Raw genomic sequence first — 23,932 nt, 5'->3', positions numbered from 1 at the left:
CAGAGGGTCGCGGGCGGGGACATGCCGCGACGCGATAGGATCATCGCCGTGACTGTTTTCAACGTCCGACCCTGGGCGCTCCTCCCACTGGCCGGCATCGTGGCCGTCGACCAGCTCAGCAAGTGGCTCGTCGTGGAGAACCTCGAACCCGCCACGGCGTACCCGGTGGTCGGCGACGTCGCCCGGCTGTACCTGATCCGCAACTCCGGGGCCGCGTTCTCCATGGGGGAGAACGCCACCGTGGTGTTCTCCGTGATCCAGATGGTCGCCGTGGCCATCTGCGTGGTGCTGGCCTTCCGGGTGCGCAACCCGTGGTCCGTGGCTGCGGTGGCGTTGATCGGCGGCGGGGCGGCCGGCAACCTCATCGACCGGATCTTCCGCGCCCCCGGCGGGCTGCACGGCCACGTGGTGGACTTCGTGTCCGTCGGCAACTTCGCCATCTTCAACGTGGCGGACGCGGCGATCAGCGTGGGCGTGGTGGTGTACCTGGTGTACGCGCTGGTCGTGGAGCCACGGCAGGCGCGCAGGGAGAACTCAGAGAACGCAGAGAACGAGGGGAGCGCAGCGTGAACGCCCCGAGGGAGTCGCGGCTGATGCCGGTGCCGGACGGCCTGGCGGGGATGCGGGTGGACGCCGGGCTGTCGAAGTTGCTCGGGTTGTCGCGCACCGTCGTCGCCGAACTCGCCGAGGCCGGCGACGTGGTGCAGGACGGCAGGACCGCGGGCAAGTCCGACCGGCTGGTCGCCGGCGCGTGGCTGGACGTCACCCTGCCGGAGCCCGAACGCGACCTCGCCGACGAGCCCGCCGAACTCGTCGAGGGCATGGAGATCCTCTACTCCGACGACGACGTGATCGCCGTGAACAAGCCCGTCGGTGTCGCCGCGCACCCCACCATCGGCTGGGACGGGCCCACGGTGACCTCGGGTCTGGCGGCGGAGGGGTTCCGTATCTCCACCTCGGGTCCGCCAGAGCGTAAGGGCATCGTGCACCGGCTCGACGTCGGGACGTCCGGCGTGATGCTGGTCGCCGCCAGCGAGCGCGCCTACACGGTGCTCAAGCGGGCGTTCCGCGACCGGACGGTGGAGAAGACCTACCACGCGCTGGTGCAGGGCCACCCGGACCCGACGGTGGGCACCATCGACGCGCCGATCGCCCGGCACCCCGGTGCGGGGTGGAAGTTCGCGGTGCGTGAGGACGGTCGCCATGCCGTGACGCACTACCGCACGCTAGAGGCGTTCCGGCAGGCCACGATGCTGGAGGTGCACCTGGAGACCGGGCGTACCCACCAGATCCGCGTGCACTTCTCGGCGCTGCACCACCCGTGTTGCGGGGACCCGATGTACGGGTCGGACCCGGCACTCAGCGAGTTCCTCGGACTGCAACGTCAGTGGCTGCACGCGGTGCACCTGGGGTTCACACACCCGAACGGGCGGTGGATGGACATCGAGTCGCCCTACCCGGAGGACCTGGACGTGGCGTTGGAGCGACTGCGGGAGGTGAACTGATGCGTACCTCGCGGCAGATCGCGCCGGACCGCAAGGTGCGGCGCCGGCGTGAGTGGGAGGACACGCGTCGTCCCGCGTGGGTGATGTGGTTGTCGGTGCTGTGCCTGGTGGCGCTGGCCGGCACGGTGATCGCCCTGGCAGGTTCGGACCGTATGTCCCAGCCCCAGGCCATCAACGGCGACATGCTGGGCCCCGACAACAGCGAGACCCTGGACGAGTACGTCGCGCGGGCGGGGACGACGCTGCAGGACACGCCTGACACAGGTGACACAGGTGACGAGGCCCGCTGGGCGCTGGTGACCCCGGTCGAGCCGGCCGGGACGCAGGAACTCACCGAGATCTTCTCCGGCATGTCCGGCGTGCGGGTGTCGACCCTGCTGTACGCGAACTCGCGGTGGGAGATCGCCGAGCCGGCGGACGGCCACCGTCGCGAGGACGTCTTCGCCGGTGCCCGTGACCAGGTCGCGGCGAACGCGGGGGTGGGGGAGGACGACCCGGCGCTCGACGTCCTCGGCGTGCTCGTGCACGCCGCGCCGGACGACCTGGCGGCCCTGGACGACCGTGAGGACGTCCTGGCGGTCGAGGCGTTGCCGCCCGACGCGTCCTACGGGCGTTTCGGGCTGCGTCCGGTGACGGCCGAGGAACGCGAACAGGCACAGGAACAGGCGGCGGCCCGGTGATCTGGGGTGTCCTGGCCTACCTGATGTGGGGGTTCTTCCCCGCGTTCTTCCCGCTGCTGCGCCCGGCGGTGCCGATGGAGATCCTGGCGCACCGCTTCGTGTGGACGCTGGCCTTCGTCGTGGTGGTCATGGCGTGCACCACCGGTTTCCGGTGGGTGCGTCGGATCCCCGCGGGTCTGTGGCTGCGCATCACCGCGGCCGCCGTGCTCATCGCAGGCAACTGGGGGCTGTACATCTACGCGGTCAACAACGACCACGTCGCCGACGCCGCCCTGGGGTACTTCATCAACCCGCTGGTCAGCGTGCTGCTCGGCGTGGTGGTGCTGCGTGAGCGGCTGCGGACGCTGCAGTGGGTGTCCGTGGGCATCGCCGCGGTGGCGGTGGTGATCCTCACCGTGGCCTTGGGTTCGCCGCCGGTGGTGTCGCTGGGGCTGGCGTTGTCCTTCGCCGGCTACGGGCTGCTGAAGAAGCGGGTGCCGTTGACCCCGCTGCAGTCGTTGACGGCGGAGACCGCGGTGCTGGCACCGGTGGGGGTGCTCTACCTGGTGTGGCTGCAGTCCCAGGGGGAGAACACCATGGTGCAGGGAGGGCACGGTGTGGGCCATGCGCTGCTGCTGGTCACCGCCGGGGCGATCACGGCGCTGCCGTTGCTGTGTTTCGCCCGTGCGGCCCACGAACTGTCGTTGACCAGTCTGGGGATGCTGCAGTACCTGACCCCGGTGATGCAGATGCTGTGGGCGGTGCTGGTCGTCGGCGAGTACATCGAACCGGCCCGGTGGGTCGGGTTCGCGGTGATCTGGGTGGCGCTGCTGGTGTTCGTCACCGACACGCTGATCAACGCCCGGCGCACCCGGCTGCGGAAACTCGTCTAGATCCCGAAGACCCGGTCGACCATCGGGTTGCGGAACATGCCGGACGGGTCGACCTGCGCGCGCAGCTCGGCGACGTCCGCCAGGTCGGGGTGCACGGCGGCGAGGCCGTCGTGGTCGAGGGTGTGCAGCTTGCCCCAGTGCGGGCGTCCGCCGGCGGCGACGAGGACCGGCTCGACCACGGCGAAGAGTTCGCGGTAGTCGTCGCGGTGGTAACGGTGCACCGCGACGTAGCAGGACTCCCTCCCGTTCGCGGTGGACAGCGGTACGTCGTCGGCGGCGGTGCAGCGCACCTCCAGGGGGAATCCGACGGGCAGCCGGGAGGCGTCCACGGCACGGTGGACCTCGGCGAGGACCTCCGCGGCATCGGTCAGGGGTACGGCGTACTCCATCTCGTTGAAGCGCACCCGGCGCGGGGAGACGAAGACGTCGTGGGCGGTGTCGGAGTACTCGCGCTGTGCGAGGCTCGCCGCCGCCAGACGGTTCATCGCCCCGGTGGTGCGCGGCACGTGGTGCATCAGTGAGCACATCGCCGCGAAGGCGGTGTTGCTGACGAGTTCGTCGTCGACGAACGCCCGCCAGCGCGGCACGGGACCGGGCAGGTCGGCGGACGCGGCGTCCTGCAGGCTGTGGCGGGTGTTGGTCTTGACGTGCGCGCGCCCGGTGCCGGGGAACCAGTAGTACTCCATGTGGTCGACGGCGGCGGCGCGGGCGGGGAAGTCGCCGACGAGCTCCTCCAGTGGTTCGGCGCGTTCCACGGCGGACAGCACGAAGGAGTCGACGACCGCCATGGTGATGCGGGTGGTCACCCCCAGGGCGCCGAGGGAGACGCGGCCGAGGTCGTGGAGGGGGTCGCCGGGGCCGACGTCGTGCACGGAGCCGTCGGCGGTGACGGTGCGCAGTCCGCGGACCATCCCGGCGAAACCGGTCAAGCCGATGCCGGTGCCGTGGGTGCCGGTGCTCACCGCGCCGGCCAGGGACTGCGGGTCCACGTCGCCCTGGTTGGCCAGCGCCAGGCCGTGCGGGCGCAGCAACGCCGGGACGTCGCGCAGGCGGGTGCCGGCCAGGAAGGTGACCTCCATGGCGTCGCGGTCCACCGACACGAGCCCGGAGAGGTGGTCGAGGTTGACGAGGATCCCGTCGGTCACCGCCACGGGTGTGAAGGAGTGGCCCGCACCCACGGCCTTGACCCGCAGGCCCCCGCGGGCCGCCCGACGGACCAGGTCGACGACCCCGTCCTCGGTGGTGGGCTGCTCGAATGCGGCCGGGGTGGCGTGCTGCGCGCCCGACCAGTTGCGCCATCTCATGTGAAGCTCCGTCCCTCGCCCCGGTAGGTGGGCCATTCGTCGATGATGTCGCCGTCGCTGACCACCAGTACGGACTCGGCGAACTCGGCCTGTTCGCCGGCCTTGGCGTGCCGGAACCACACGTGGTCGCCGAGGTCCATCGCCGCGGCGACGTCGCCGCGCAGGGGTGTCTGCACCTCCCCGGCGCCCTCCGTGGCACTCATGCGCAGGCCGCGGGGGTAGTCGACGACCGGGACGCGGTCGGCGCCGGGAGGGCCGGACGCGATGCGCCCGCCGCCGGCGACGGTGACGATGTCGGGGGCGGGCCGGCGCACCACCGGCAGGACGAACCACTGCGCCGAGACCGGACGGAACGCGGAGTAGTGGTCGAACAGGCCCGGGCCCACGACCCCGGAGCCGGCACCGATCTCGGTGACCACCTCCTCGGCGGTGGTGGACTCGATGGAGCCGGTGCCGCCGCCGTTGACGAACTCCAGCTCGCCGTCCACCGCCTGCACGGCCTCCACGATCGCGGCCCGGCGTCCCGCCAGTTCCCGGGCGGAGACCCGCTTGACCGCGGTGACCAGCGGGGAGGTGTCGGTGGTGCCGGCGATCTGCCCCTCGTAGGCCATCAGGCCGACCAGGCGGAAACCGTCGCGGTCGCTGACGGCCTCGGCCAGGGCGCGGGCCTGCTCCACGGTGTGCACCGGCGAGCGGCGTGCACCCAGGTGCACCGGACCGAAGGACAGGGACGCGTCGACGTCGATGCACACCCGCAGCACGCCGCGTTCGGTCGGCGGGACGACGGCGTCGATGAAGTCGAGGTGCTCCACCGAGTCGACCATCACCGTGACCGACCGCAGGTAGGTCTCCCCGCACATCAGCCGGTGCAGCAGCTGCCGGTCGGCGCTGGGGTAGGCGACGAGCACGTCGTCGCACACCCCCTCGTCCACCAGCCACATGGCCTCGCCAAGGGAGTAGGACAGCAGTCCCTGCACACCGTCGAGGGCGAGGAGGCGCTCGATGAGCCCGCGGACACGCACCGACTTCGTGGCCAGCCGGATCGGGGTGCCCGCGGCACGCCGGACCATGTCCGCGGCGTTGGCCAGCGCACTGTCCAGGTCGAGGACGGAGAAGGGGGCGTCGAGGTGCGCGACGGCCTCGCGCACCGCAGGTCGTGGTGTACTCACGGGGTTGAGGATACGTCGCGAAACCCCCCGGCGTGTGCCGGTTTCGGATATCATCACCGGACATGACTGTGACGAGTGTTGAACAATTCGGGAGTCCGCTGTTGGAGCGGGTCTTCCGGGCGCCGGGGCACACCGGTCCTGAAGGCAACATCGGGCGGTGGGAGGGACTCGCCGGGGACGCCGCGTGGGTCGCCGAGATCACCCGCCTCAAGCAGGAGCGCAACGCGGTGATCCTGGCCCACAACTACGAACTCCCCGAGATCCAGGACATCGCCGACTACACCGGAGACTCCCTGGCGCTGTCGCGTATCGCCGCGCAGACCGACGCCGAGGTGATCGTCTTCTGCGGCGTGCACTTCATGGCCGAGACCGCCAAGATCCTCTCCCCGGACAAGACCGTGCTGATCCCCGACGCCGAGGCCGGCTGCTCCCTGGCGGACTCGCTGAGCGTCGAGGAACTCGCCGAGTGGAGGTCCGAGCACCCCGACGCCCTGGTCGTGAGCTACATCAACACCACCGCCGCAGTGAAGGGCCTCACCGACGTGTGCTGCACCAGCTCCAACGCCGTGGACGTGGTCGCCGGGTTGCCGGAGGACCGCGAGATCCTCTTCGGCCCGGACCAGTTCCTCGGCGCGCACGTTCGCCGGCAGACCGGGCGCGACAACATCCACGTCTGGGCCGGGGAGTGCCACGTCCACGCGGGCATCTCCGGGCCCGAACTCGCCCGCCGCGCCGAGGAGAACCCGGACGCCGACCTGTTCATCCACCCCGAGTGCGGCTGCGCCAACTCGGCGATCTACCTCGCCGGCGAAGGCGTGATCGACCCGGGGAGGGTGCACATGCTCTCCACCGGGGAGATGCTCACCAGCGCGCAGGACGCCGCGGCCGCCGGACGCGGCAAGGTCCTCGTCGCCACCGAGGTCGGCATGCTCCACCAGCTCAAGGGCGTGGCCCCCGACGTGGACTTCGCCCCCGTCAACGAACGTGCCTCCTGCCCCTACATGAAGATGATCACCCCCGCGGCCCTGCTGCGCTGCCTCGCCCTGGGCACCGACGAGGTCGACGTGGACGAGGACGTGGCCGCGCAGGCCCGCCTCGCCGTGGAGCGGATGATCTCCGTCGGCACCCCGGGAGGAGGCGAATGAGCGACGCGAGAGCACTGCTACCGACGACCGACCTCGGCACCCTCGACGGCGACCCCTCCCTGTTCTCCTCCCTGGCGTGGGCGGCACTGCAGGAGGACATCGCCGCCGGTGACGCCACCACCCTGGCCACCGTCCCGCAGGACCTGCAGGGCAGCGCACGCCTCATCGCCCGTGTCCCCGGCGTGATCTCCGGCACCGACGCCGTGCGCGCCGTGCTGGACGCCGGGGCGTCCAACCCCGTGCTCGGCGGACGCGTGGAACTGCAGGACGCCCTGGCCAACGGTGCCCGCGTGGCTCCCGGTGACGTGGTCGGCGTGCTGGAGGGACCGGTCCGGGCGATCCTGCAGCTGGAGCGCTCCGTGCTCAACGTGCTCTCCCACGCCTCCGGGGTGGCCACCCACACCGCCGCCTGGGTGGACGCCGTGGCCGCCGCCCGCGACGGGGTGGCCGTACGTGACTCGCGCAAGACCCTGCCGGGGCTGCGTCTGCTGCAGAAACGCGCCGTGGTCCACGGTGGTGGCACACCGCACCGCTATAACCTCTCCGACCAGGCCATGGTCAAGGACAACCACGTGGTCGCCGGAGGGGGAGTGGTCGCCGCCTACCGGGCGGTACGTGCCGAGGACACCGCCCTGTGGTGCGAGGTGGAGGTCGACGACCTGGAGCAGCTGCGTGAGGTGCTGGGCCTGGACCTGCCGCCGCAGCAGGTCCTGCTCGACAACTTCGACGTGCCGACCACCGTGTCCGCGGTGCGGCTGCGCGACGAGATCGCGCCGGGTGTGCTGCTGGAGTCCTCCGGCGGGCTGACCCTGGACAGGGCCGGCGACTACGCGGCCGCCGGTGTGGACTCGCTCGCCGTGGGGGCGCTGACCCACTCGGTGACGGCCCTGGACATCGGGCTGGACCTGTAGGGGTTCTCTCCGGGAGTCTCGGTGCTGTGGGGTGGTTCGAGTGCTTCGGAGTCCGGGGCCGTGAACTGCGCAGACGGTCACTGACCGTCGTTTCGTCGGATCTGTGGGGTGCAGGCGCGCCGGGAACTAGTATTGGGGTGTGTACGACATGGAGATGGAGGTGACTGCCTGATGCGCATCCGTGGAACCGGGGCGGCGACCCTGGCCACGACGGTGCTGTTGCTCGCCGCCTGCGCCTCGTCCGGGGAGGACGGGGGACAGGACGGCTCGGAGCCGTCAGGCACCGTCACGGCGACAGCCACCGTCACGGAGACCGTCGCCGAGCCTGCCACGCCCAGTGTGACTCCCACCGGGACCCCTGCCGAGGTGCCCGGCGAAGAGGTCGAGGCCTACTTCTCCACCGCCGGCCAGGAGGTCGGCGTCGCCGGCCTGGAGTCCGAGGAGGAGCCGATCATCGTGCGGGACGTCCCTTCGTCCACCGGCGCGCAGGTCGAGGAGGTCGACCGGCTCGGGGCCGTGGAACTCGCCGGCCGGGAGTGGAACAACACCCAGGACCCCGACGAGGGCTTCTGGGCGCAGGTGCGGGTGGACGGTGCCGCCGGCTGGATGCCGAGCGCACACCTCTACCATTTCGCCGCGACCACGGACGTCACCGACGACTACCGGGACGTGACCGGGGACAGTGAACAGGCCGTGGTGGAGACGGTCGGTCGGCAGGCGGCGAGCATGGCGGACCACGTCCTGCTGACCACGCCGGACTACGCCGGTGAACCGTTCTACCGGGTGGACGTCACCGGGATGAAGGACGATGCCCAGGCCGGGGAGCGACTGTTCGTGACCGTCGGGGAGAACGACGGGAGCTACGCGGCCGAGAAGGTGGAGCGCACCCTGCTGTGTCACCGTGGCGTGAGCGGCGGGCTGTGCCTGTAGGAGTCGGCCGGAATCTGTTCCCGGAGTTCTTCCTGACGGGGAGCTGCACACCGGAGCAAGGTACAGCACCGTATGGCACGTGTAGCACGGTATGGCGCCGCGGGGACGTCCGGTGCACCCCGATCTCCCGGTCGCCCGACTTGCCACCGCCGGTAGACTGACCCGCATGAAGAAGTCCTCCTTCGTCCACCTGCACAATCACACCGAGTACTCCATGCTCGACGGGATGGCGAAGGTGGACCTGCTCGCCGAAGAGGTGTCGCGGCAGGGCATGCCCGCGGTGGGCATGACCGACCACGGCAACATGTTCGGCTCCGACGCCTTCTACCGGGCGATGACCGGTGCCGGCATCAAACCCATCATCGGCATCGAGTGCTACATGGCGCCGGAGTCCCGCCTGATCAAGGACCGGGTGCGCTGGGGCGAGCCCGACCAGAAGCGCAACGACGTCGCCGGCGGCGGCTACTACCTGCACCAGACCATGATGGCGGAGAACGCCACCGGGCTGCGCAACCTCTTCCGACTGTCCTCCCTGGCCAGCTACGAGGGGCAGGTCTCGAAGTACCCGCGGATGGACGCCGAGATCGTCGCCGAGCACGCCGACGGGATCATCGCCACCACCGGCTGCCCGTCCGGCGACGTGCAGACCCGCCTGCGTCTGGGCCAGTTCGACAAGGCCCTGGAGGCCGCGGCGATGTGGCAGGACATCTACGGCCGAGACAACTACTTCCTCGAGCTGATGGACCACGGCCTGGAGATCGAGAAGCGCGTCCGCGACGAGCTCCTGGAGATCGGCCGCAAGCTGGACCTTCCGCCGCTGGTCACCAACGACTGCCACTACGTCCTGCAGAAGCAGGCCAAGCCGCACGAGGTCATGCTGTGCGTGCAGACCGGTGCCACGATGGACGAGCCGACCCTGGACGAGGGCGGGCGTCGCTTCGCCTTCTCCGGCGACGGCTACTACATCAAGCCCGCCGAGGAACTGCGCAACTACTGGGACCCGATCGTGCCCGACGGCTGCGACAACACCCTCTGGATCGCCGAGCGCGTCCAGGACTACGGCGAGCTGTGGGAGGAGCACACCCACGACCGCATGCCGAACTACGACGTCCCCGAGGGCCACACGCCCACCACCTGGCTGCGCCACGAGGTCCAGCTCGGCCTGGTCGAGCGTTTCAACGGCGGTGAGGTCCCCAAGGAGTACCTCGACCGGGCCGACTACGAGATCGACGTCATCGACATGAAGGGCTACCCGTCCTACTTCCTCGTCGTCGCCGACCTGATCAAGCACGCCCGCTCCATCGGCATCCGCGTGGGGCCGGGCCGTGGTTCCGCCGCCGGCGCCCTGGTGGCCTACGCGCTGACGATCACCAACATCGACCCCATCGACCACGGGCTGATGTTCGAGCGCTTCCTCAACCCGGAGCGTCCGTCCGCACCCGATATCGACATCGACTTCGACGACCGCCGTCGTGGCGAGATGATCCGCTACGCCGCGGACAACTGGGGCCAGGACAAGGTCGCCCAGGTGATCACCTTCGGCACGGTGAAGACCAAGCAGGCGCTGAAGGACGCCGCGCGCGCCCACCACGGCCAGCCCGGTTTCCAGATCGCCGACCGCATCACCAAGACCCTGCCCCCGGCGCAGGCGGCCAAGGACATCCCCCTGTCCGGCATCATGGACCCCAACCACGACCGCTACCAGGAGGCCGCGGAGATCCGCACCCTCATCGAGACCGACCCGGTGGTCAAGGAGATCTACGACGACGCCCTCGGTCTGGAGGGCGTGGTGCGCCAGGCCGGCGTGCACGCCTGCGCGGTGATCATGGCGTCCGTCCCGCTGCTCGACCACATCCCGATGTGGAAGCGTCAGCAGGACGGCGCGATCATCACCGGCTGGCCCTACCCGGCCTGTGAGGCCATCGGCCTACTGAAGATGGACTTCCTGGGGCTGCGCAACCTCACCGTCATCGGCGACTGCATCGAGAACATCAAGAAGAACCGGGACGAGGACCTCGACCTCGAGGGCCTGACCACCGACGACCCGCAGTCCTATGAACTGCTGGCCCGCGGCGACACCCTCGGCATCTTCCAGCTCGACTCCGGCGGCATGCAGGAGCTGCTGAAGCGTATGCGCCCGACCGGCTTCAACGACATCGTCGCCGCCCTGGCGCTCTACCGTCCGGGGCCGATGGGTGTCGGCGCGCACTGGGACTACGCCGACCGCAAGAACGGGCGCAAGCCCATCGAGCCGATCCACCCGGAGCTCGCCGAGGCGCTCCAGGACATCCTCGAGGAGACCTACGGTCTGATCGTGTACCAGGAGCAGATCATGAGGATCTCCCAGAAGGTCGCGAACTACACCGCCGGTCAGGCCGACGGGTTCCGTAAGGCCATGGGCAAGAAGAAGCCCGAGGTGCTGGCCAAGGAGTTCGAGAACTTCGAGGCCGGGATGAAGTCGAACGGCTTCTCCGACGCCGCGATCAAGACCCTGTGGGACACGATCCTGCCCTTCGCCGGCTACGCGTTCAACAAGTCGCACGCCGCCGGCTACGGCCTGGTCAGCTTCTGGACCGCCTACCTCAAGGAGCACTACACCGCCGAGTACATGGCGGCCCTGCTGACCTCGGTGGCGGACAAGAAGGACAAGTCGGCGATCTACCTCGCGGACTGCCGCCACCTGGGCATCAACGTGCTCTCGCCGGACGTCAACGAGTCCGACTACACCTTCAAGCCCGTCGGCCAGGACATCCGCTTCGGGCTGGGCGCGGTGCGCAACGTCGGTGAGGACGTCGTCGACTCGATCGTGGCGACGCGCAAGGAGAAGACCCCCTTCCAGGACTTCTCCGACTACCTCGACAAGATCGACGCCACCGCCTGCAACAAGCGTGTCACCGAGTCGTTGATCAAGGCCGGTGCCTTCGATTCGCTCGGCCACCCGCGCAAGGGCCTGATGCTGGTCTTCGAGGACGCCGTCGACTCGGTGACCTCCACGAAGAAGGCCGCCGCGCGCGGCCAGTACGACCTGTTCTCCGGGCTCGACGCGGTGGAGGACGACGCCTTCAAGGTCGACGTCCCCGACCAGCACTGGGAGCGCAAGCACGAGCTCACCCTGGAACGCGAGATGCTCGGGCTCTACGTCTCGGGCCACCCGCTGGACGGGTTCGAGGCGTCCCTGGACTCCCAGATCGACACGCCCCTGACCACGGTGATCTCCGGCGAACTGCCGGACAAGCGGGCCATCAAGGTCGGCGGCATCATCTCCAGCGTGGACCGCCGCGTGGACAAGAAGGGCAACCCCTGGGCCATCGTGACGATCGAGGACCAGCACGGTGCGCAGATCGAGCTGCTGTGCTTCTCCCGGACCTACGCGATGGTCGCCCCGATGATCGCCGAGGACAACATCATCCTCGCCCAGGCCGAGGTCAGCATCCGCGACGACCGCACCAGCCTGTTCTGCAACGACCTCAAGCCCGCAGAGCTCTCCGTCGGCGCCGGGGCCGGCGTCCCCCTGCGTCTGCGCATGCGCATCGACCAGTGCACCCCGGACAACATGGACCGCCTCAAGGGCGTGCTGCACAACAACAAGGGCGACTCGGACGTCTACCTCACCCTCTTCGACGGCACGGAGGAGCTGCAGTACATGCTGCCCGCGGACCTGCGGGTGGCGCGCACGTCCTCGCTGATGGGGGACCTGAAGGCGTCGACCTGGGCCGGCGTGCTCGGGTGAGTGCCGCCCCCACCCCGGCCTACCTGCGCCCCGGAACCGACCGGCCCGTCGCGGAGACGGAGGTCAAGCGCTCCCGCTTCATCGCCTGTGCCGCCCGCGTCACCGACGAGGCCGACGCCCGGGACTTCCTCGCCGAGGTCCGTGCGGCCTACACCGACGCCCGTCACCACTGCAGCGCCTACGTCCTGCACGTCGACGGCGCCAACCCGGTGGAACGTTCCAGCGACGACGGCGAACCCGCCGGCACCGCCGGCCAGCCGATGCTCGAGGTGCTGCGTGGTTCGGGCCTGCAGGACGTCGCCGTGGTGGTCGTGCGCTACTTCGGCGGGGTCAAGCTCGGCACCGGCGGACTGGTGCGCGCCTACCAGGACGCCACGCGCGCGGTGCTGGAGCGGGTCAGCGTGCTACGCCGGGAACCGCGCGACGTGTGGACGCTGGACGTCGACCACGCCGAGGCAGGACGCGTCGAGGCGGAGCTGCGGGCGCGGGGGCTGGACGTCGCGGCGTCCTACTCCGCGACGGTCACGCTCACGCTCACCGTCGCGGCCGGGGAGGACCCGGGCGGGATTGTCAGCGAAATTTCAGGTGGGACGCTGGAAGTTGTACGCGACGGGTCTCGCTGGGACGACGTCCAAGCCCGGTGAACGGGGGTAGACTCCAGGTATGACCATGGACAACAACTCCGACAATCCCGTTGCCCGTCGTAAGGCCGACGTCCGAAAGCGGTCGCGGTCGATCCAGGTGTCCGGGGGCATCGCGGTCGCCGGAGGGGTGCTGGCCGTGCTGACCACGGCGACCACCTTCTTCCTCGTCATCGCCATCGTCGCCCTGGTCGTGCTGGGCTGGAACGCGGTGAAGGTCCGCGAGGTGCTCAACCACAAGGACGAGTGGTGAGCGGTGGCCCGGATCGACGCGTGGGTGTGGTCCGTGAGGCTGTACAAGACCCGCTCCGCCGCCGCTGACGCCTGCCGTGCCGGGCACGTGAAGGTCAACGACGCGGCGGTGAAACCCGCGCAGACCGTCGCGGTGGGCGACACCGTGCGCGCCCGGGTGAACCACCGCGAGTACGTCGTGGAGGTCGCCGAGCTCGTGAGCAAACGCGTCGGCGCCCCACACGCCCGGCAGTGCTACGTGGACCACTCACCACCACCGCCGTCGAAGGAGGTGCTGGCGTCCATCCCGCGGCGTGACCGGGGTACCGGACGGCCCACCAAACGTGAGCGCCGCCAGATCGATCAGCTGCGCGGGCGCTGACCCATACGCTGCCACCGGTTGCCCAGCCGGCCCGGACGCGAGGACGCGTGGTCGCCGATGTGCACGGTGCGGCGGATGTGGTCACGGCCGTAGGTGTACAGCAGCAGGTCGTCGATCAGGCGTACCTGACCGGGCGGGTAGTCGTAGCCCATCGTCTCCTGGAGCCCGGCCAGTGCCTCCGGGGAACACAGGACGCTGAGTTCGCCGATGGTGGTGACACCGTTGGCCGCGAGCATGTCCACGGCGAAGCGGTAGTACTCGGCCTTCGACATCGGGTAGCCGCCGCCGACCAGCATGGTGAGCACACCGGGCAGCATCGTGGCGGTGAGTTCGGTGTCCGCGGTGTCCCCGGACTCGTCGGGGGCCTCCTCGACGCTGGTGGCGCGCGCGACGTTGTCGAACTGCTGGTCGGCCAGTTCGATCAGCCCCGCCGCCAGCGTGAACGCGCGGTGCACCTCCGGGCTGAGTTCGTGGCCGGGGTTCTTGTAGCGCACGTCGTGCTCGAACTCCGCCCACGCGTGCTGCAGCACGGTGCGCACCTGGATCTCGATCAACCTGCCGTCCAGGTCGGTGCCGTCGGTGAGGGTGGGCAGCCGCCGCCCGCTGACCCGGGCGATCACGTGGGAGGAGGCGTAGCCGAACTCGCCGCGCACCGCGGTCTGCGCCGCCTTGTCGGTGACCGAGACGACGTCGAACAGGCTTCGCATCACCTCCACCAGCAGGACGATGTCGGAGGTCGTGTACACGGTGACACGCACCCCGAGCACGTCGTACGCGGACTCGAAGTCCTGGTAGTCGGGGTGGGCGGGGTCGTGGATCTTCGCCAGGTAGCTCCCACGGTCCTTGATGCGCACCGACACCTGGTCGAAGGCCAGGCCCGCGTCCGAGAGCTCGTCGGAGAGGACCTTCTGGATGTCCGGCACCACCGTGGGGTGCCCGGCGAGCCAGGAGTCGAAGTCGTGCAGGACGGCGGAATCTTTCATGGCACCGACTCTAGCGCCTTGCAGTGTCCGGCCGAGACGTCGATCGGGCCGGTGCACGGTACCGAGGGTGTCGGTCCCGAGGAGACGAACAGGCGTTGGTCGGCGGTGACGTGGAAGGAGACCGCAGTGGAGAGGTGGTGGTCGTCCCCGCACAGGATGCGGTGCGTCGGGATCGCGAGCAGGGGGTGGGCGATCAGCCCGGCGGCGGGGAAGGGGGCGCCGATGACCGCGATCTCGCGCACGCCCCCTCCGTCGTCGCGGTGGCGCAGGGCGGTGCCGTGCACGGCGGTGAGGTCGCCCAGGACGCCGAGCATGTCCGTGGCGGCCTGCTGCCACAGCAGGGCCGCGCTGCTGCGGTGCACGCTCAGGTCGGCCACGGTGAGTGGGGTGGGCCCGTCGTGCACCACGGCGACCAGGCCGCCGCCCAGGGGGACGCTCAGCGGGGCGGTGGGGTCGAAGGGGTCGAAAGGGTCGTGCCCGGTGGTGGTGACGGTGTGGAGGTGGAGTTTCCGGCTCATACCGGTAGAGGGACTCCTAGAACGGCGCGGAGGTTCCCTTCACCTCGTCGAGATCCGGGCGCCGCGGCTTGCCCAGCGCGGAGAGGAACTCGTCGAAGCTCCACAGGGAGATCTCCTGGCCCTTGTCCTTGAGCTCGCGGGCGCGCTTCTCCTTGCTGGTCACCGAGCCCCACTCGCCGATGACCAGCAGTGTGGTCTTCTTGGTGACGTTCTTTCCGACCGTCCCGCCGGCCGCGGCGATCATGTCCCACACCTCACCCTTCTCGTAGGGGGCGAAGTCGCCGGTGACGGTCACGTTCTGGCCGAAGACGGGGCCGTTGGCGTCCGCTGAGGCATTCGCCTCCGGGACGGTGTCCGGGGTGGCGACGCGCTTCCACGTCTGCTGCGGGGCGGAAGAACTTGTCGAGCTCGTCGAGGCCGGCTTCCCGGCGGAGGTCTCGGCCGGTTTCTCGGCCGGCTTCTCCACCGGCTCGGCGGGCGTCTCGGGCACGGTCTCCAGGGGCTGGCCCGACTGCAGGTTCGTCAGCAGCTGGTGCACCGTGGCGAACTCCTCCTGCTGCCCGGGGGCGAAGACCACCACGTCGGACGCCCCGCGCGTCGCGGGGAAACCGCGCACCGGCCGCAGCGCGGCGTTCGCCGGCGCGGTCGCCAGCGAGAACTGGATCCAGCCGGGGGAACTCGCCGTCGGAGCGTGGTGGTACCAGCCGCGCAGGTCCGCCGGAGCCACGGTCAACTCGGCGAGTTCGGGCGGCAGCAGGGTCTGGCCCATCGGTGTCCTGCGGACGCGGACCCCGTCGCCGTCGACCGTGACGTCCGCCCCGTGTGCGGTGACCGTGTGCGCTGCTGCCGTGGTGCTCATGGCGTCCGATCCTAGTTGGCGACGCCGTCGAGGACGAGGTCGACCCCGGAGAGTACCTGCGACACCGGACGGGGCGAACCGCCTGCGGCCTCGGCGGTCTGCAGGTCCGTCGCCGCACCCAGCAGGTAGCGCGACAGCACCCAGCCGGTCAGCTCACAGTCCTGTGCCGGGGAACCCTGCAGTGCGGCGGCGAGGGTGTCGGCGGGGTCGTGGGCGGTGGTGCCCGCCGCCAGGGCGGCGGCGACGACCTCGGCGCCGTCGCGTACCGCCAGCAACCCTTCGAGCACACCCGCCGCGGCGGCGTAGGTGCGCGGACGCCAGCCGGACGTCGCAGCGTCCTCCCCGGCGTCCTGCGGCTGTTCGGTGCCCAGCAGGATCCGCTCCGCGATCCCGCCGAGCAACTCCTGCTTGCTGGGGTAGTGCCAGTACAGGGCACCGGGGGCGACCTCGAGGGTCTTGGCCAGTCGCCTCATCGTGAGGTCCCCGAGGCCGTACTCGGAGAGGATGTCGAAGGCGGCGGCGTGGATTCGGTCGCGGTTGAGCTGCACCCCACCCAGTGTAACGATCCGGTGTGATGATCCGGGGGAGTGCGGCTAACGTTCCGGTGACGGGCGACGTTGTAGGGTCGTAGCTGTAGTACGAGTGCGAGAAGGGAACCTTTCATGTCACCACGGGTGTCTGGCCGCCGGCCGGGAATCACCAGGGCGGTCCTCACCGGCGCCGTCGCCGTAACACTGGCGACGACGCTGGGCCTGTCCGCCTGCGGCTCGGACGACGATGCCGACGAGGCGTCAACCAGCGCGTCCGGCACGGCCAGCAGTTCGTCGAGCGCCACGAGCTCCAGCAGCGCCGCGGCCTCCTCCGAGAACCCTGAGGGGTCCGAGAGCGCCGAGGACGCCGGGGCCGAGGGCTCCGAGGACGCAGGTGCCGGGAACCAGGACGGCACCGAGCCCGCCCCGGAGGACAACCAGGACGGCGTGAACGCCCAGGGCGGCGGCAACAACGCCGCCGGTGCCCCCGCAGGTCAGGACGACGCCGCGCAGATCACCGCCGTGGCCCGGGGCCTCGGCGAGGACAAGCCCTGGGGCGAGTACCAGCGCATGGTCGTCGACACCTCGTGTGCGGCGGACCTGGAGCAGGTCGGTGGACGTGACGCCATCCTGCAGGACCTGGAGCGGCAGTCGGAGAACACCCTGGCCAGCAAGGTGATGTCCGACCAGGGCACGAGCCTGCCCGTCGTCCACGGGGTCAACGACATCCAGGTCAACGGTGACCGCGCCACCGCCAACGTCGACGCGGAGATGGCGGGCCAGCGCCAGACCTCACCCGCGGTCTACGTCCGCGAAGACGGGCAGTGGAAGACCTGCAGCACCGCATGACGTCATCCCGTCGAACACTGATCGGACAGTCGGCGAAGACCCTCACGGTCTTCCTGGCTGTCTTCAGCATTTCCGGACTTCTGTGGGGATGGTGGCGTCCCGCGGTCACCGCGGTGATCACCGACACCGGCGCGGCCGAGGTCGACCCGGCGACGTCCGGTGCCCCGTTCCTCTCCTTCGCCGTCTTCGCCGCGGCGACCGGCCTGCTCGGCGCACTGCTGGCCGGCTGGTCGTTCTGGCGCTCGCCCCGGCTGCGCGGCCCGGTGATGATGATCGCCGTGATCGTGCTCGCCTTCCTCGGCGCCGGGGTGTTCCTGCTCTTCGGCAACTGGCTGGCAGAGACCCTGCACGGCACGGAGATCACCGCCGGACTCGCCGACAGCCTCAGCCCGGGTCAGGACTTCACCATCGTGTCCCGGGTCACCGGGGCGGCCGGGTTCCTCGCCGCACCGGCGGCAGCGGCGGTCGTCTACTGGACGTGCTCGCTGTTCGCCCCGGACACCGCCTTCGAGCGGTAGGGCAGGTCAGCTGACGTCAGCTCTCGCGCAGCTGCCGTAGCTGGCGGTAGGCCTGCCAGACGGACCCCTCGTCGCCGGCATCCTGCAGGTCATATTGCGGGTCATCGTCCGGGTCAGCCTCCCCGAACCCGTCGTCCTCGACGCCGGTCTCCTCCGGCACCATCAGGAGCTCTCCGTGGGCGCGGTCCAGGGCCACGTCGCAGGAGGAGTTCTGGCCGAGTTCCAGGTGCAGCGACGCCGCGGCGACCCAGTTCATCGCCGCACTGCTGTGGTCCCGGGCGTCGGTGAAGGACCGGGCGGCACGCGTGGCGTACTCCAGGGCGAGGTCCTCGCGGCCGGCGTCCTCCCAGATCGCCGACATGTCCTCGTTCCAGTCACCCAGGTGCCAGGAGAACATCGGGTCGTCGGCGAGCCCGTCGGAGCCCTCCAGTATCCGGCGGGAGCGTTCCATCATCTCCACGGCGCGTGAGGTGTCACCGACGTTGAGGTGCTCGCGGGCGGCGGTACGCAGCGCCTGCGCCGCGGCCAACGGGCGGTCGAGTTCGCGGTAGAGCGTGCAGCTGCGCTCCAGCAGGTTCGCGGTCACCACGTGCTGCCCCGAGGTCGAGGCGGCAACGCACGCCATGGTGAGACAGGCCAGGGTGCGTTCGGTGTCGGGGGAGAACATCGACCAGTCGGCCGTCGCCACGGCCAGGGCGAGTCCCTCCTCCAGGTTGCCCACGCCGATCGCGGCGCGGGCGCGCACGGCACGCAGGTTCAGCACGGCGGGGGAGACCGGTGCCCCGGCGGCAGCCTCGTCGACGCGCACGGCCAGGTCGTGGGCGGCGGCGTAGTCGCCGTCGGCGTTGAGCAGCTGGCAGGCCTGCTCCGCCCGGTGCATGCCCTCCAGGGGCGCGCCGAGCTCCAGGGCGATCTCGGCGCACTGGCGCCAGTGCTCCAGGACCGTGTCGTTGTCGTCCTCGGTGAGGGCGAAGTAGCCGAGCAGGTCGTGGGCCTCGTAGCGGGTGGTGGGCGAGTCGGACGCCAGCATCGTGGTGGCCACGGCGACGGCGGCCTCCACCTCGCCTTCGGCGTGCAGCTGCTGGGCGCGGGTGAGCTCGCGGTCGCCGGCCGAGGCGCCGTTGACGGTGAAACGGTCGGCGAGTTCGCGGAACACCGGGCGCAGTGGCGCGGTCTCCGGCGTCGCCAGCGACGTCGCGCAGGTCAGCCCACCCATCGCGGCCAACGACAGGCACGTGGCCTGGTGGCGCGGCAGGGTGGCCCCGGTGATCGAGGCGTCCTCCCCGAGGGTGGGTCCGTCGGCGTCGGGACGAAAGGCGAGGATCGAGGCGTGCAGGTCGTCGAGCAGGCGGGCGGCCGGCGGCAGGTCGGCCAGGTCCACCCCGTCGGACTCCACGACCATCGCCACCAGGCACAACGCGGAGTCGGCGAGGACGGAGGAGGCGTCGTCACCGGTCTCGCGGGCCAGGCGCCGCCACTGCATGACCGCCTCGGCGGACTCCTCGTGCAGCTCCAGGCGGTCGGCGACGGCGGCGCGCAGGACGTGGAACTCGGTGCGCAGGTGCGCCGGGGCGTCCTGCGGCAGGTCTGTCGCAGGATCGGCGAGCCAGTGGCGGGTGCCGAACTGGCTCGTGAGACGCCAGCTGGTGGCGTGGTCGCCGGCGGACGTGGCGGCGACGGACGCCTGCAGCAGGTCGACGAGCGGTAGCGGGTGTGAGGACACCGGCGGTGACCCTCCGTCCTTTCCTCGGTGCGGTAACGGGCTAGAATCACAACACGTTACCCGTTCACCGACCCTGGAGACGATGCCACGCCATGCTCTCGCGCCTGGACCTGAGGGGCCAGACCCCCTCCACCGCCGAACTCCGTCGAATCCTGCCGCGCGGCGGCACCGACATCGACCATGTTCTCCCCGCGGTGACACCGGTGGTCGAGGCAGTCCGCGACCGCGGAGCCGAGGCCGCCCTGGAGTACGGGGAGACCTTCGACCACGTCCGACCGCCGTCGGTGCGCGTGCCGGAGGACGTCATCGCCGCCGCCCTGCGCGACCTCGACCCGAAGGTCACCGACGCCCTGCGAGAGGCCGTCCGGCGCGTGCGCGCCTTCCACGGCGCCCAGAAGCCGCAGGACGCCTCGGTCGAGGTCGCCCCCGGCGGCGTGGTCTCCGAACGCTGGATCCCGGTCAACCGCGTCGGGCTCTACGTGCCCGGCGGCAACGCCGTGTACCCGTCCTCGGTGATCATGAACGTCGTGCCAGCCCAGGAGGCCGGCGTCGGCAGCCTCGTGGTGTCCTCACCGCCGCAGGCCGACTTCGGCGGCTGGCCGCACCCCACCGTGCTCGCCGCCTGTGCGCTGCTCGGTGTGGACGAGGTGTGGGCCGTCGGCGGTGGCCAGGCAGTCGCCCTGATGGCCTACGGTGATGCAACCGATCCGGATCTCGAGCCGGTCGACATGATCACCGGGCCCGGCAACATCTTCGTCACCGCCGCCAAGCGGCTGTGCCGCTCGGTGGTCGGCATCGACTCCGAGGCCGGACCCACCGAGATCGCCGTTCTTGCCGACTCCACCGCCGACCCCGTCGCCGTGGCCTACGACCTCATCAGCCAGGCCGAGCACGACGTGATGGCAGCCTCCGTGCTGATCACCGACTCCGTGGAACTGGCCGACGCCGTGGACCGCGAGATCGAGGCCCGCTACCAGGTCACCCTCAACGCCGACCGGGTCGCCGAGGCGCTGACCGGCGAGCAGTCCGGCATCATCCTCACCGACAGCCTCGACGAGTCCGTCCGTGTGGCCGACGCCTACGCGGCCGAGCACCTGGAGGTCCAGACCTCCGACTCCGCGGCCGTGGCCGCCCGGATCACCAACGCCGGGGCCGTGTTCGTGGGCCACTACGCGCCGGTGCCGCTCGGCGACTACGCCGCCGGGTCCAACCACGTGCTGCCCACCTCCGGCACCGCCCGGCACTCCTCGGGCCTGTCGACCCACACCTTCCTCAAGCACGTCGACGTGATCAGCTACGACCGTGGCGCGCTCAAGGAGGTCGCCGACACGGTGACCGCCCTGGCCGACGCCGAGCAGCTGCCCGCCCACGGTGAGGCCGTGCGTGCGAGGTTCGAGAGCGAGGAACGTTAGATGACTGACAACGCCGCCCCGATCACCCTGTCCGACCTGCCGCTGCGGCCTGAACTGCAGGGCAAGTCCGCCTACGGTGCCCCGCAGCTCAGCGTGACCAACCAGCTCAACACCAACGAGAACCCGTACCCGCCCAGCGAGGGCCTCGTCGAGGACCTCGTCGCCGAGGTCCGCCGCCTGGCGTCCACCCTCAACCGCTACCCGGAACGCGACAGCGTGGAGCTGCGCCGGGAGCTGGCGTCCTACGTGACCCGGCAGACCGGCGTCACGGTCGGGGTGGACAACGTGTGGGCCGCCAACGGGTCCAACGAGATCCTCCAGCAACTGCTGCAGGCCTTCGGCGGACCCGGGCGCAGCGTGCTCGGGTTCACCCCGAGCTACTCGATGCACCCGATCCTCGCCGCCGGCACGCAGACCGAGTTCCTCGAGCTGCCGCGCAGCGCGGTGGACTTCGGCATCGACGTCGACGCCGCGGTGCGCACCATCGAGGAGAACCGTCCCGACATCGTCTTCGTCACCACGCCGAACAACCCCACCGGCGGGGTCACCAGCGTGGCCGACCTGCGCCGCATCCTGGACGCCGCGCCCGGCATCGTCATCGTCGACGAGGCCTACGCGGAGTTCTCCGCCGAACCCAGCGCCACCGCGCTGATCGCCGAGTACCCGTCCAGCCTGGTGGTGTCGCGCACCATGTCGAAGGCCTTCGACTTCGCCGGCGGACGCCTGGGCTACTTCGTCGCCGACCCCGCCTTCATCGAGGCGGTGATGCTGGTGCGCCTGCCGTACCACCTCTCCACGCTGTCGCAGGCGGCGGCGACCGTCGCCCTGCGCCACAGCGACGAGACCCTGGCCACCGTCGACGCCCTGCGTGGCGAACGCGACCGGGTCGTCGCCGCACTCGTGGAACTGGGTTACGGTGTGGTGCCCAGCGAGTCCAACTTCATCTTCTTCACGCTGCCCGGTACCGGCTCCGGCACCAGTTCCTCGGCCCACGACGTCTGGCAGCGCTTCCTCGACCGCGACGTGCTGATCCGCGACGTCGGGGTCCCCGGCCACCTGAGGATGACGGTCGGGCTCCCGCAGGAGAACGACGCCTTCCTCGCCGCCGCCGCAACGATCATCGGAGATTTCACGTGAGAACCAGCCGCATCGAACGCACCACGAAGGAGTCCTCGATCACCGTCGAGATCAACCTCGACGGGACCGGGACGACCGACATCGCCACCGGCCTGCCCTTCTTCGACCACATGCTCACCGCCTTCGGCTCCCACGGGTGCTTCGACCTGACCGTGCACGCCGACGGCGACACCGAGGTCGACGCCCACCACACCGTCGAGGACACCGCCATCGTGCTCGGCCAGGCGATCAACGAGGCCCTCGGCGACAAGAAGGGCATCCGCCGCTTCGCCGACTCCCACATCCCCATGGACGAGACCCTCGCGCACGCGGTGGTGGACGTCTCCGGGCGCCCCTACTTCGTGGGCACCGGTGAACCGGAGACCATGCTGACCACCGTGATCGGCGGGCACTACGCCACCGTGATCAACGAGCACTTCTTCGAGACGCTGGCCTTCAACGCCCGCATCGCCCTGCACGTGCGCTGCCTCTACGGCCGCGACCCGCACCACATCACCGAGGCGGAGTACAAGGCGGTCGCCCGGGCGCTGCGCGCGGCGGTCGAGCCGGACCCGCGGGTGACGGGGGTGCCGTCCACCAAGGGCACGCTGTGAGCGTTCTGAAGGTCAGGGGCGTGCCCCTGATGCTGCTGAGCGTGTTCTGCGCCTTCCTCGGCTGGTCGATGCTGCTGCCGGTCATCCCGGTGGCCATGCTCGACGCCGGATACGGCGACTCGCTGGCGGGCCTGTCCACCGGCATCTTCATGGCGGCGACGGTGATCACCCAGGTCTTCGTGCCGCGCCTGCTGCGCCGGTGGGGCTACGTCCCGGTGATGTTCTGCGGTGCGGTGCTGCTGGGCGTTCCGTCGGCGCTCTACCTCATCGACGCCGGGTCCTGGCTGGTGCTCGCGGTCTCCGCGGTGCGCGGCGTGGGCTTCGGCGCGGTCACCGTGGCGCAGTCGGCGCTGCTCGCCGAACTCGTGCCGGCGCAGCAGCTCGGCCGGGCGAACGCCTTCTTCGGCGCCTCGATCGGCGTCGGCGAGATCATCGGATTCACCGTCGGCCTGCCGCTCTACACCGCCGCCGGCGACGTGGTCTTCCTCGTCGCCGTGGCGTGCGGGGTGGTCGGCGGTGCCGGTGCACTCGGCATCCCGTCGCTGCGCGCGGCGAGCGTGCGGAAGGACGCTGCGGCGTCCGATGCGTCCTCGGCGTCTGATGCGTCTGATGCGCCGGCCACCGTGCGCGCCCCGCTGTGGAAGCTCGTGCTGGTGCCGATCGTGGGACTGTGCACCGGGGCGATGGGCTTCGGCGCCTTCTCCACCTTCACCGCCCCCGCCGTGGGCGGGATCGACGCCTCGGCGGCCGCCACCCTGGCCGGCGTCACGCTGGCCGTGATCGGCGCCGGCCAGATCCTGGGCCGCACCATCTCCGGCTGGTGGGCCGACCGCATGGGCGAGCCGGGACGACTGGTCGTGGCCGCCTCACTGTTCTGCGTCGGCGGCATGCTGGCGATGTCCACGCTGATCCACACCGCCCCGGTCGGGGCGGCGCTCATCGCCGGCGCCCTGGGCGCCGCGGCGGTGTTCGGCCTCGGCTTCGGTGCGATCCAGTCCGAGACCCTGCTGATGATGTTCTCTCGCATGCCCAAGGAGCGGGTGTCCGAGGCCTCGGCGATGTGGAACATCGGCTTCGACTCTGGCACGGGTGCCGGGTCCACGGTGCTGGGTGTCACGGCGACCTCCACCGGCTACGGCGGGGCCTTCCTCGTCGGCGCCGGACTGGTCGGTGTCGGCACCGCCACGCTGGCCGGCGACCGTGTGTTGGGACGCTCCCGCGTCACCGAGCACCAGAACGTCCGCACACGCCTGCGTAGCTTGCGTACCCGGGGCGGATCCTGAGACCCGCGGCCTTGTAGGATCTCTGCA

24 protein-coding genes are annotated in these 23,932 nt (G+C 70.4%); 17 read left to right on the top strand and 7 right to left on the bottom strand.

The window, feature by feature from the left end; genetic code table 11:
* Positions 1 to 48: 48 nt before the first annotated feature.
* Genes lspA through rarD form a run of 4 tightly spaced genes read left to right on the top strand, consistent with a single transcriptional unit; the run spans position 49 to position 3,057 of the window.
* Positions 49 to 570, top strand: coding sequence for a signal peptidase II (gene lspA / locus ACT3UN_RS06980; RefSeq protein ID WP_301443403.1), 522 nt, complete (start codon positions 49 to 51; stop codon positions 568 to 570).
* Positions 571 to 593: 23 nt separating this feature from the next.
* Positions 594 to 1,505: an RluA family pseudouridine synthase gene (locus ACT3UN_RS06975; protein ID WP_301443410.1), complete on the top strand. Its 912-nt coding sequence runs from the start codon at positions 594 to 596 to the stop codon at positions 1,503 to 1,505.
* On the top strand, positions 1,505 to 2,185 hold the full coding sequence (locus ACT3UN_RS06970) for a hypothetical protein (RefSeq protein ID WP_301443404.1): 681 nt from the start codon (positions 1,505 to 1,507) through the stop codon (positions 2,183 to 2,185). The genes ACT3UN_RS06975 and ACT3UN_RS06970 overlap by 1 nt, the downstream gene beginning before the upstream one ends.
* Positions 2,182 to 3,057 (top strand): EamA family transporter RarD, encoded by an 876-nt coding sequence (gene rarD, locus ACT3UN_RS06965; protein ID WP_301443405.1) that lies wholly within the window; start codon positions 2,182 to 2,184, stop codon positions 3,055 to 3,057. Before ACT3UN_RS06970 ends, rarD begins: the two co-directional genes overlap by 4 nt.
* On the opposite strand, the gene ACT3UN_RS06960 is transcribed toward rarD, so the two are convergent.
* Both ACT3UN_RS06960 and ACT3UN_RS06955 read right to left on the bottom strand, forming a co-directional pair.
* On the bottom strand, positions 3,054 to 4,361 hold the full coding sequence (locus ACT3UN_RS06960) for a D-arabinono-1,4-lactone oxidase (RefSeq protein WP_444656800.1): 1,308 nt from the start codon (positions 4,359 to 4,361) through the stop codon (positions 3,054 to 3,056). The genes rarD and ACT3UN_RS06960 overlap by 4 nt on opposite strands.
* On the bottom strand, positions 4,358 to 5,530 hold the full coding sequence (locus tag ACT3UN_RS06955) for an amino acid deaminase/aldolase (protein ID WP_441582050.1): 1,173 nt from the start codon (positions 5,528 to 5,530) through the stop codon (positions 4,358 to 4,360). The genes ACT3UN_RS06960 and ACT3UN_RS06955 overlap by 4 nt, the downstream gene beginning before the upstream one ends.
* Before the next feature lie 62 nt (positions 5,531 to 5,592).
* On the opposite strand from ACT3UN_RS06955, the gene nadA reads away from it, so the two are divergent.
* The 7 genes from nadA to ACT3UN_RS06920 all read left to right on the top strand — a co-directional run bounded on the left by nadA (position 5,593) and on the right by ACT3UN_RS06920 (position 13,500).
* Positions 5,593 to 6,675 carry a quinolinate synthase NadA gene (nadA, locus tag ACT3UN_RS06950; protein WP_441579927.1) on the top strand — a complete coding sequence of 361 codons (1,083 nt, stop codon included), beginning with the start codon at positions 5,593 to 5,595 and terminating at the stop codon, positions 6,673 to 6,675.
* Positions 6,672 to 7,586, top strand: a complete 915-nt coding sequence (nadC, locus tag ACT3UN_RS06945) for a carboxylating nicotinate-nucleotide diphosphorylase (protein WP_301444063.1) — start codon at positions 6,672 to 6,674, stop codon at positions 7,584 to 7,586. The genes nadA and nadC overlap by 4 nt, the downstream gene beginning before the upstream one ends.
* Positions 7,587 to 7,757: 171 nt before the next feature.
* Positions 7,758 to 8,516, top strand: a complete 759-nt coding sequence (locus tag ACT3UN_RS06940) for a hypothetical protein (RefSeq protein ID WP_441579926.1) — start codon at positions 7,758 to 7,760, stop codon at positions 8,514 to 8,516.
* Between the two features lie 166 nt (positions 8,517 to 8,682).
* Positions 8,683 to 12,246 carry a DNA polymerase III subunit alpha gene (gene dnaE / locus ACT3UN_RS06935; RefSeq protein WP_441582051.1) on the top strand — a complete coding sequence of 1,188 codons (3,564 nt, stop codon included), beginning with the start codon at positions 8,683 to 8,685 and terminating at the stop codon, positions 12,244 to 12,246.
* Entirely contained in the window at positions 12,243 to 12,890 is a 648-nt protein-coding gene (locus tag ACT3UN_RS06930; protein WP_301443708.1) for an IMPACT family protein, read from the top strand. Before dnaE ends, ACT3UN_RS06930 begins: the two co-directional genes overlap by 4 nt.
* Before the next feature lie 19 nt (positions 12,891 to 12,909).
* Positions 12,910 to 13,140 carry a hypothetical protein gene (locus ACT3UN_RS06925; RefSeq protein ID WP_301443707.1) on the top strand — a complete coding sequence of 77 codons (231 nt, stop codon included), beginning with the start codon at positions 12,910 to 12,912 and terminating at the stop codon, positions 13,138 to 13,140.
* 3 nt (positions 13,141 to 13,143) lie between these two features.
* Complete coding sequence (locus tag ACT3UN_RS06920; RefSeq protein ID WP_301443706.1) at positions 13,144 to 13,500, top strand: RNA-binding S4 domain-containing protein; 357 nt, start codon at positions 13,144 to 13,146, stop codon at positions 13,498 to 13,500.
* Here the strand turns inward: ACT3UN_RS06920 and ACT3UN_RS06915 are convergent.
* From ACT3UN_RS06915 to ACT3UN_RS06900, 4 genes are read right to left on the bottom strand one after another with little or no spacing between them, the layout of a single operon-like run.
* Positions 13,482 to 14,483 carry a GTP pyrophosphokinase gene (locus ACT3UN_RS06915; RefSeq protein WP_301443705.1) on the bottom strand — a complete coding sequence of 334 codons (1,002 nt, stop codon included), beginning with the start codon at positions 14,481 to 14,483 and terminating at the stop codon, positions 13,482 to 13,484. The two genes, ACT3UN_RS06920 and ACT3UN_RS06915, sit on opposite strands and share 19 nt — an antisense overlap.
* Entirely contained in the window at positions 14,480 to 15,001 is a 522-nt protein-coding gene (locus ACT3UN_RS06910; protein WP_441579810.1) for a hypothetical protein, read from the bottom strand. Before ACT3UN_RS06910 ends, ACT3UN_RS06915 begins: the two co-directional genes overlap by 4 nt.
* Before the next feature lie 16 nt (positions 15,002 to 15,017).
* Positions 15,018 to 15,860 carry a BRCT domain-containing protein gene (locus ACT3UN_RS06905; protein WP_441579809.1) on the bottom strand — a complete coding sequence of 281 codons (843 nt, stop codon included), beginning with the start codon at positions 15,858 to 15,860 and terminating at the stop codon, positions 15,018 to 15,020.
* Between the two features lie 11 nt (positions 15,861 to 15,871).
* Positions 15,872 to 16,408, bottom strand: a complete 537-nt coding sequence (locus ACT3UN_RS06900) for a TetR/AcrR family transcriptional regulator (protein WP_301441715.1) — start codon at positions 16,406 to 16,408, stop codon at positions 15,872 to 15,874.
* A 114-nt stretch (positions 16,409 to 16,522) separates the two neighbouring features.
* Between ACT3UN_RS06900 and ACT3UN_RS06895 the strand changes: the two genes are divergently transcribed.
* Both ACT3UN_RS06895 and ACT3UN_RS06890 read left to right on the top strand, forming a co-directional pair.
* Positions 16,523 to 17,239: an Rv0361 family membrane protein gene (locus ACT3UN_RS06895; protein WP_301441714.1), complete on the top strand. Its 717-nt coding sequence runs from the start codon at positions 16,523 to 16,525 to the stop codon at positions 17,237 to 17,239.
* Positions 17,236 to 17,757, top strand: a complete 522-nt coding sequence (locus ACT3UN_RS06890) for a hypothetical protein (protein ID WP_301441713.1) — start codon at positions 17,236 to 17,238, stop codon at positions 17,755 to 17,757. Before ACT3UN_RS06895 ends, ACT3UN_RS06890 begins: the two co-directional genes overlap by 4 nt.
* Positions 17,758 to 17,773: 16 nt before the next feature.
* On the opposite strand, the gene ACT3UN_RS06885 is transcribed toward ACT3UN_RS06890, so the two are convergent.
* The gene (locus tag ACT3UN_RS06885) at positions 17,774 to 19,480 is read right to left on the bottom strand and encodes a hypothetical protein (protein WP_301441712.1); all 1,707 of its coding nucleotides are present in this window, start codon (positions 19,478 to 19,480) and stop codon (positions 17,774 to 17,776) included.
* A gap of 92 nt (positions 19,481 to 19,572) precedes the next feature.
* Here ACT3UN_RS06885 and hisD point away from each other — a divergent pair, with 92 nt between their 5' ends.
* The 4 genes from hisD to ACT3UN_RS06865 are packed head-to-tail and all read left to right on the top strand — an operon-like array spanning position 19,573 to position 23,905.
* On the top strand, positions 19,573 to 20,892 hold the full coding sequence (hisD, locus tag ACT3UN_RS06880) for a histidinol dehydrogenase (RefSeq protein ID WP_301441711.1): 1,320 nt from the start codon (positions 19,573 to 19,575) through the stop codon (positions 20,890 to 20,892).
* A complete protein-coding gene (locus ACT3UN_RS06875) occupies positions 20,893 to 22,029 on the top strand; it encodes a histidinol-phosphate transaminase (RefSeq protein WP_301441710.1) in 1,137 nt (378 codons plus the stop codon).
* Positions 22,026 to 22,622: an imidazoleglycerol-phosphate dehydratase HisB gene (gene hisB / locus ACT3UN_RS06870; RefSeq protein ID WP_441579362.1), complete on the top strand. Its 597-nt coding sequence runs from the start codon at positions 22,026 to 22,028 to the stop codon at positions 22,620 to 22,622. Before ACT3UN_RS06875 ends, hisB begins: the two co-directional genes overlap by 4 nt.
* Positions 22,623 to 22,651: 29 nt before the next feature.
* Positions 22,652 to 23,905 carry an MFS transporter gene (locus tag ACT3UN_RS06865; RefSeq protein ID WP_441579366.1) on the top strand — a complete coding sequence of 418 codons (1,254 nt, stop codon included), beginning with the start codon at positions 22,652 to 22,654 and terminating at the stop codon, positions 23,903 to 23,905.
* Positions 23,906 to 23,932 lie beyond the last annotated feature (27 nt).

It is taken from the genome of Corynebacterium sp. AOP12-C2-36 (assembly GCF_052379185.1).
Classification (GTDB): Bacteria; Actinomycetota; Actinomycetes; order Mycobacteriales; family Mycobacteriaceae; genus Corynebacterium.
The sequence above is the reverse complement of the archived record's forward strand: the minus strand, read 5'-3'. Positions and strand labels throughout refer to the sequence as shown.

Bases quoted from the DNA above. Each gene is read 5' to 3' on its own strand.
- ACT3UN_RS06975 (WP_301443410.1), top strand. From the start codon at position 594: ATGCCGGTGCCGGACGGCCTGGCGGGGATGCGGGTGGACGCCGGGCTG.
- ACT3UN_RS06970 (WP_301443404.1), top strand. From the start codon at position 1,505: ATGCGTACCTCGCGGCAGATCGCGCCGGACCGCAAGGTGCGGCGCCGG.
- ACT3UN_RS06960 (WP_444656800.1), bottom strand. From the start codon at position 4,361: ATGAGATGGCGCAACTGGTCGGGCGCGCAGCACGCCACCCCGGCCGCA.
- nadA (WP_441579927.1), top strand. From the start codon at position 5,593: ATGACTGTGACGAGTGTTGAACAATTCGGGAGTCCGCTGTTGGAGCGG.
- nadC (WP_301444063.1), top strand. From the start codon at position 6,672: ATGAGCGACGCGAGAGCACTGCTACCGACGACCGACCTCGGCACCCTC.
- ACT3UN_RS06940 (WP_441579926.1), top strand. From the start codon at position 7,758: ATGCGCATCCGTGGAACCGGGGCGGCGACCCTGGCCACGACGGTGCTG.
- dnaE (WP_441582051.1), top strand. From the start codon at position 8,683: ATGAAGAAGTCCTCCTTCGTCCACCTGCACAATCACACCGAGTACTCC.
- ACT3UN_RS06925 (WP_301443707.1), top strand. From the start codon at position 12,910: ATGACCATGGACAACAACTCCGACAATCCCGTTGCCCGTCGTAAGGCC.
- ACT3UN_RS06915 (WP_301443705.1), bottom strand. From the start codon at position 14,483: ATGAAAGATTCCGCCGTCCTGCACGACTTCGACTCCTGGCTCGCCGGG.
- ACT3UN_RS06910 (WP_441579810.1), bottom strand. From the start codon at position 15,001: ATGAGCCGGAAACTCCACCTCCACACCGTCACCACCACCGGGCACGAC.
- ACT3UN_RS06905 (WP_441579809.1), bottom strand. From the start codon at position 15,860: ATGAGCACCACGGCAGCAGCGCACACGGTCACCGCACACGGGGCGGAC.
- ACT3UN_RS06895 (WP_301441714.1), top strand. From the start codon at position 16,523: ATGTCACCACGGGTGTCTGGCCGCCGGCCGGGAATCACCAGGGCGGTC.
- ACT3UN_RS06890 (WP_301441713.1), top strand. From the start codon at position 17,236: ATGACGTCATCCCGTCGAACACTGATCGGACAGTCGGCGAAGACCCTC.
- hisD (WP_301441711.1), top strand. From the start codon at position 19,573: ATGCTCTCGCGCCTGGACCTGAGGGGCCAGACCCCCTCCACCGCCGAA.
- ACT3UN_RS06875 (WP_301441710.1), top strand. From the start codon at position 20,893: ATGACTGACAACGCCGCCCCGATCACCCTGTCCGACCTGCCGCTGCGG.
- ACT3UN_RS06865 (WP_441579366.1), top strand. From the start codon at position 22,652: ATGCTGCTGAGCGTGTTCTGCGCCTTCCTCGGCTGGTCGATGCTGCTG.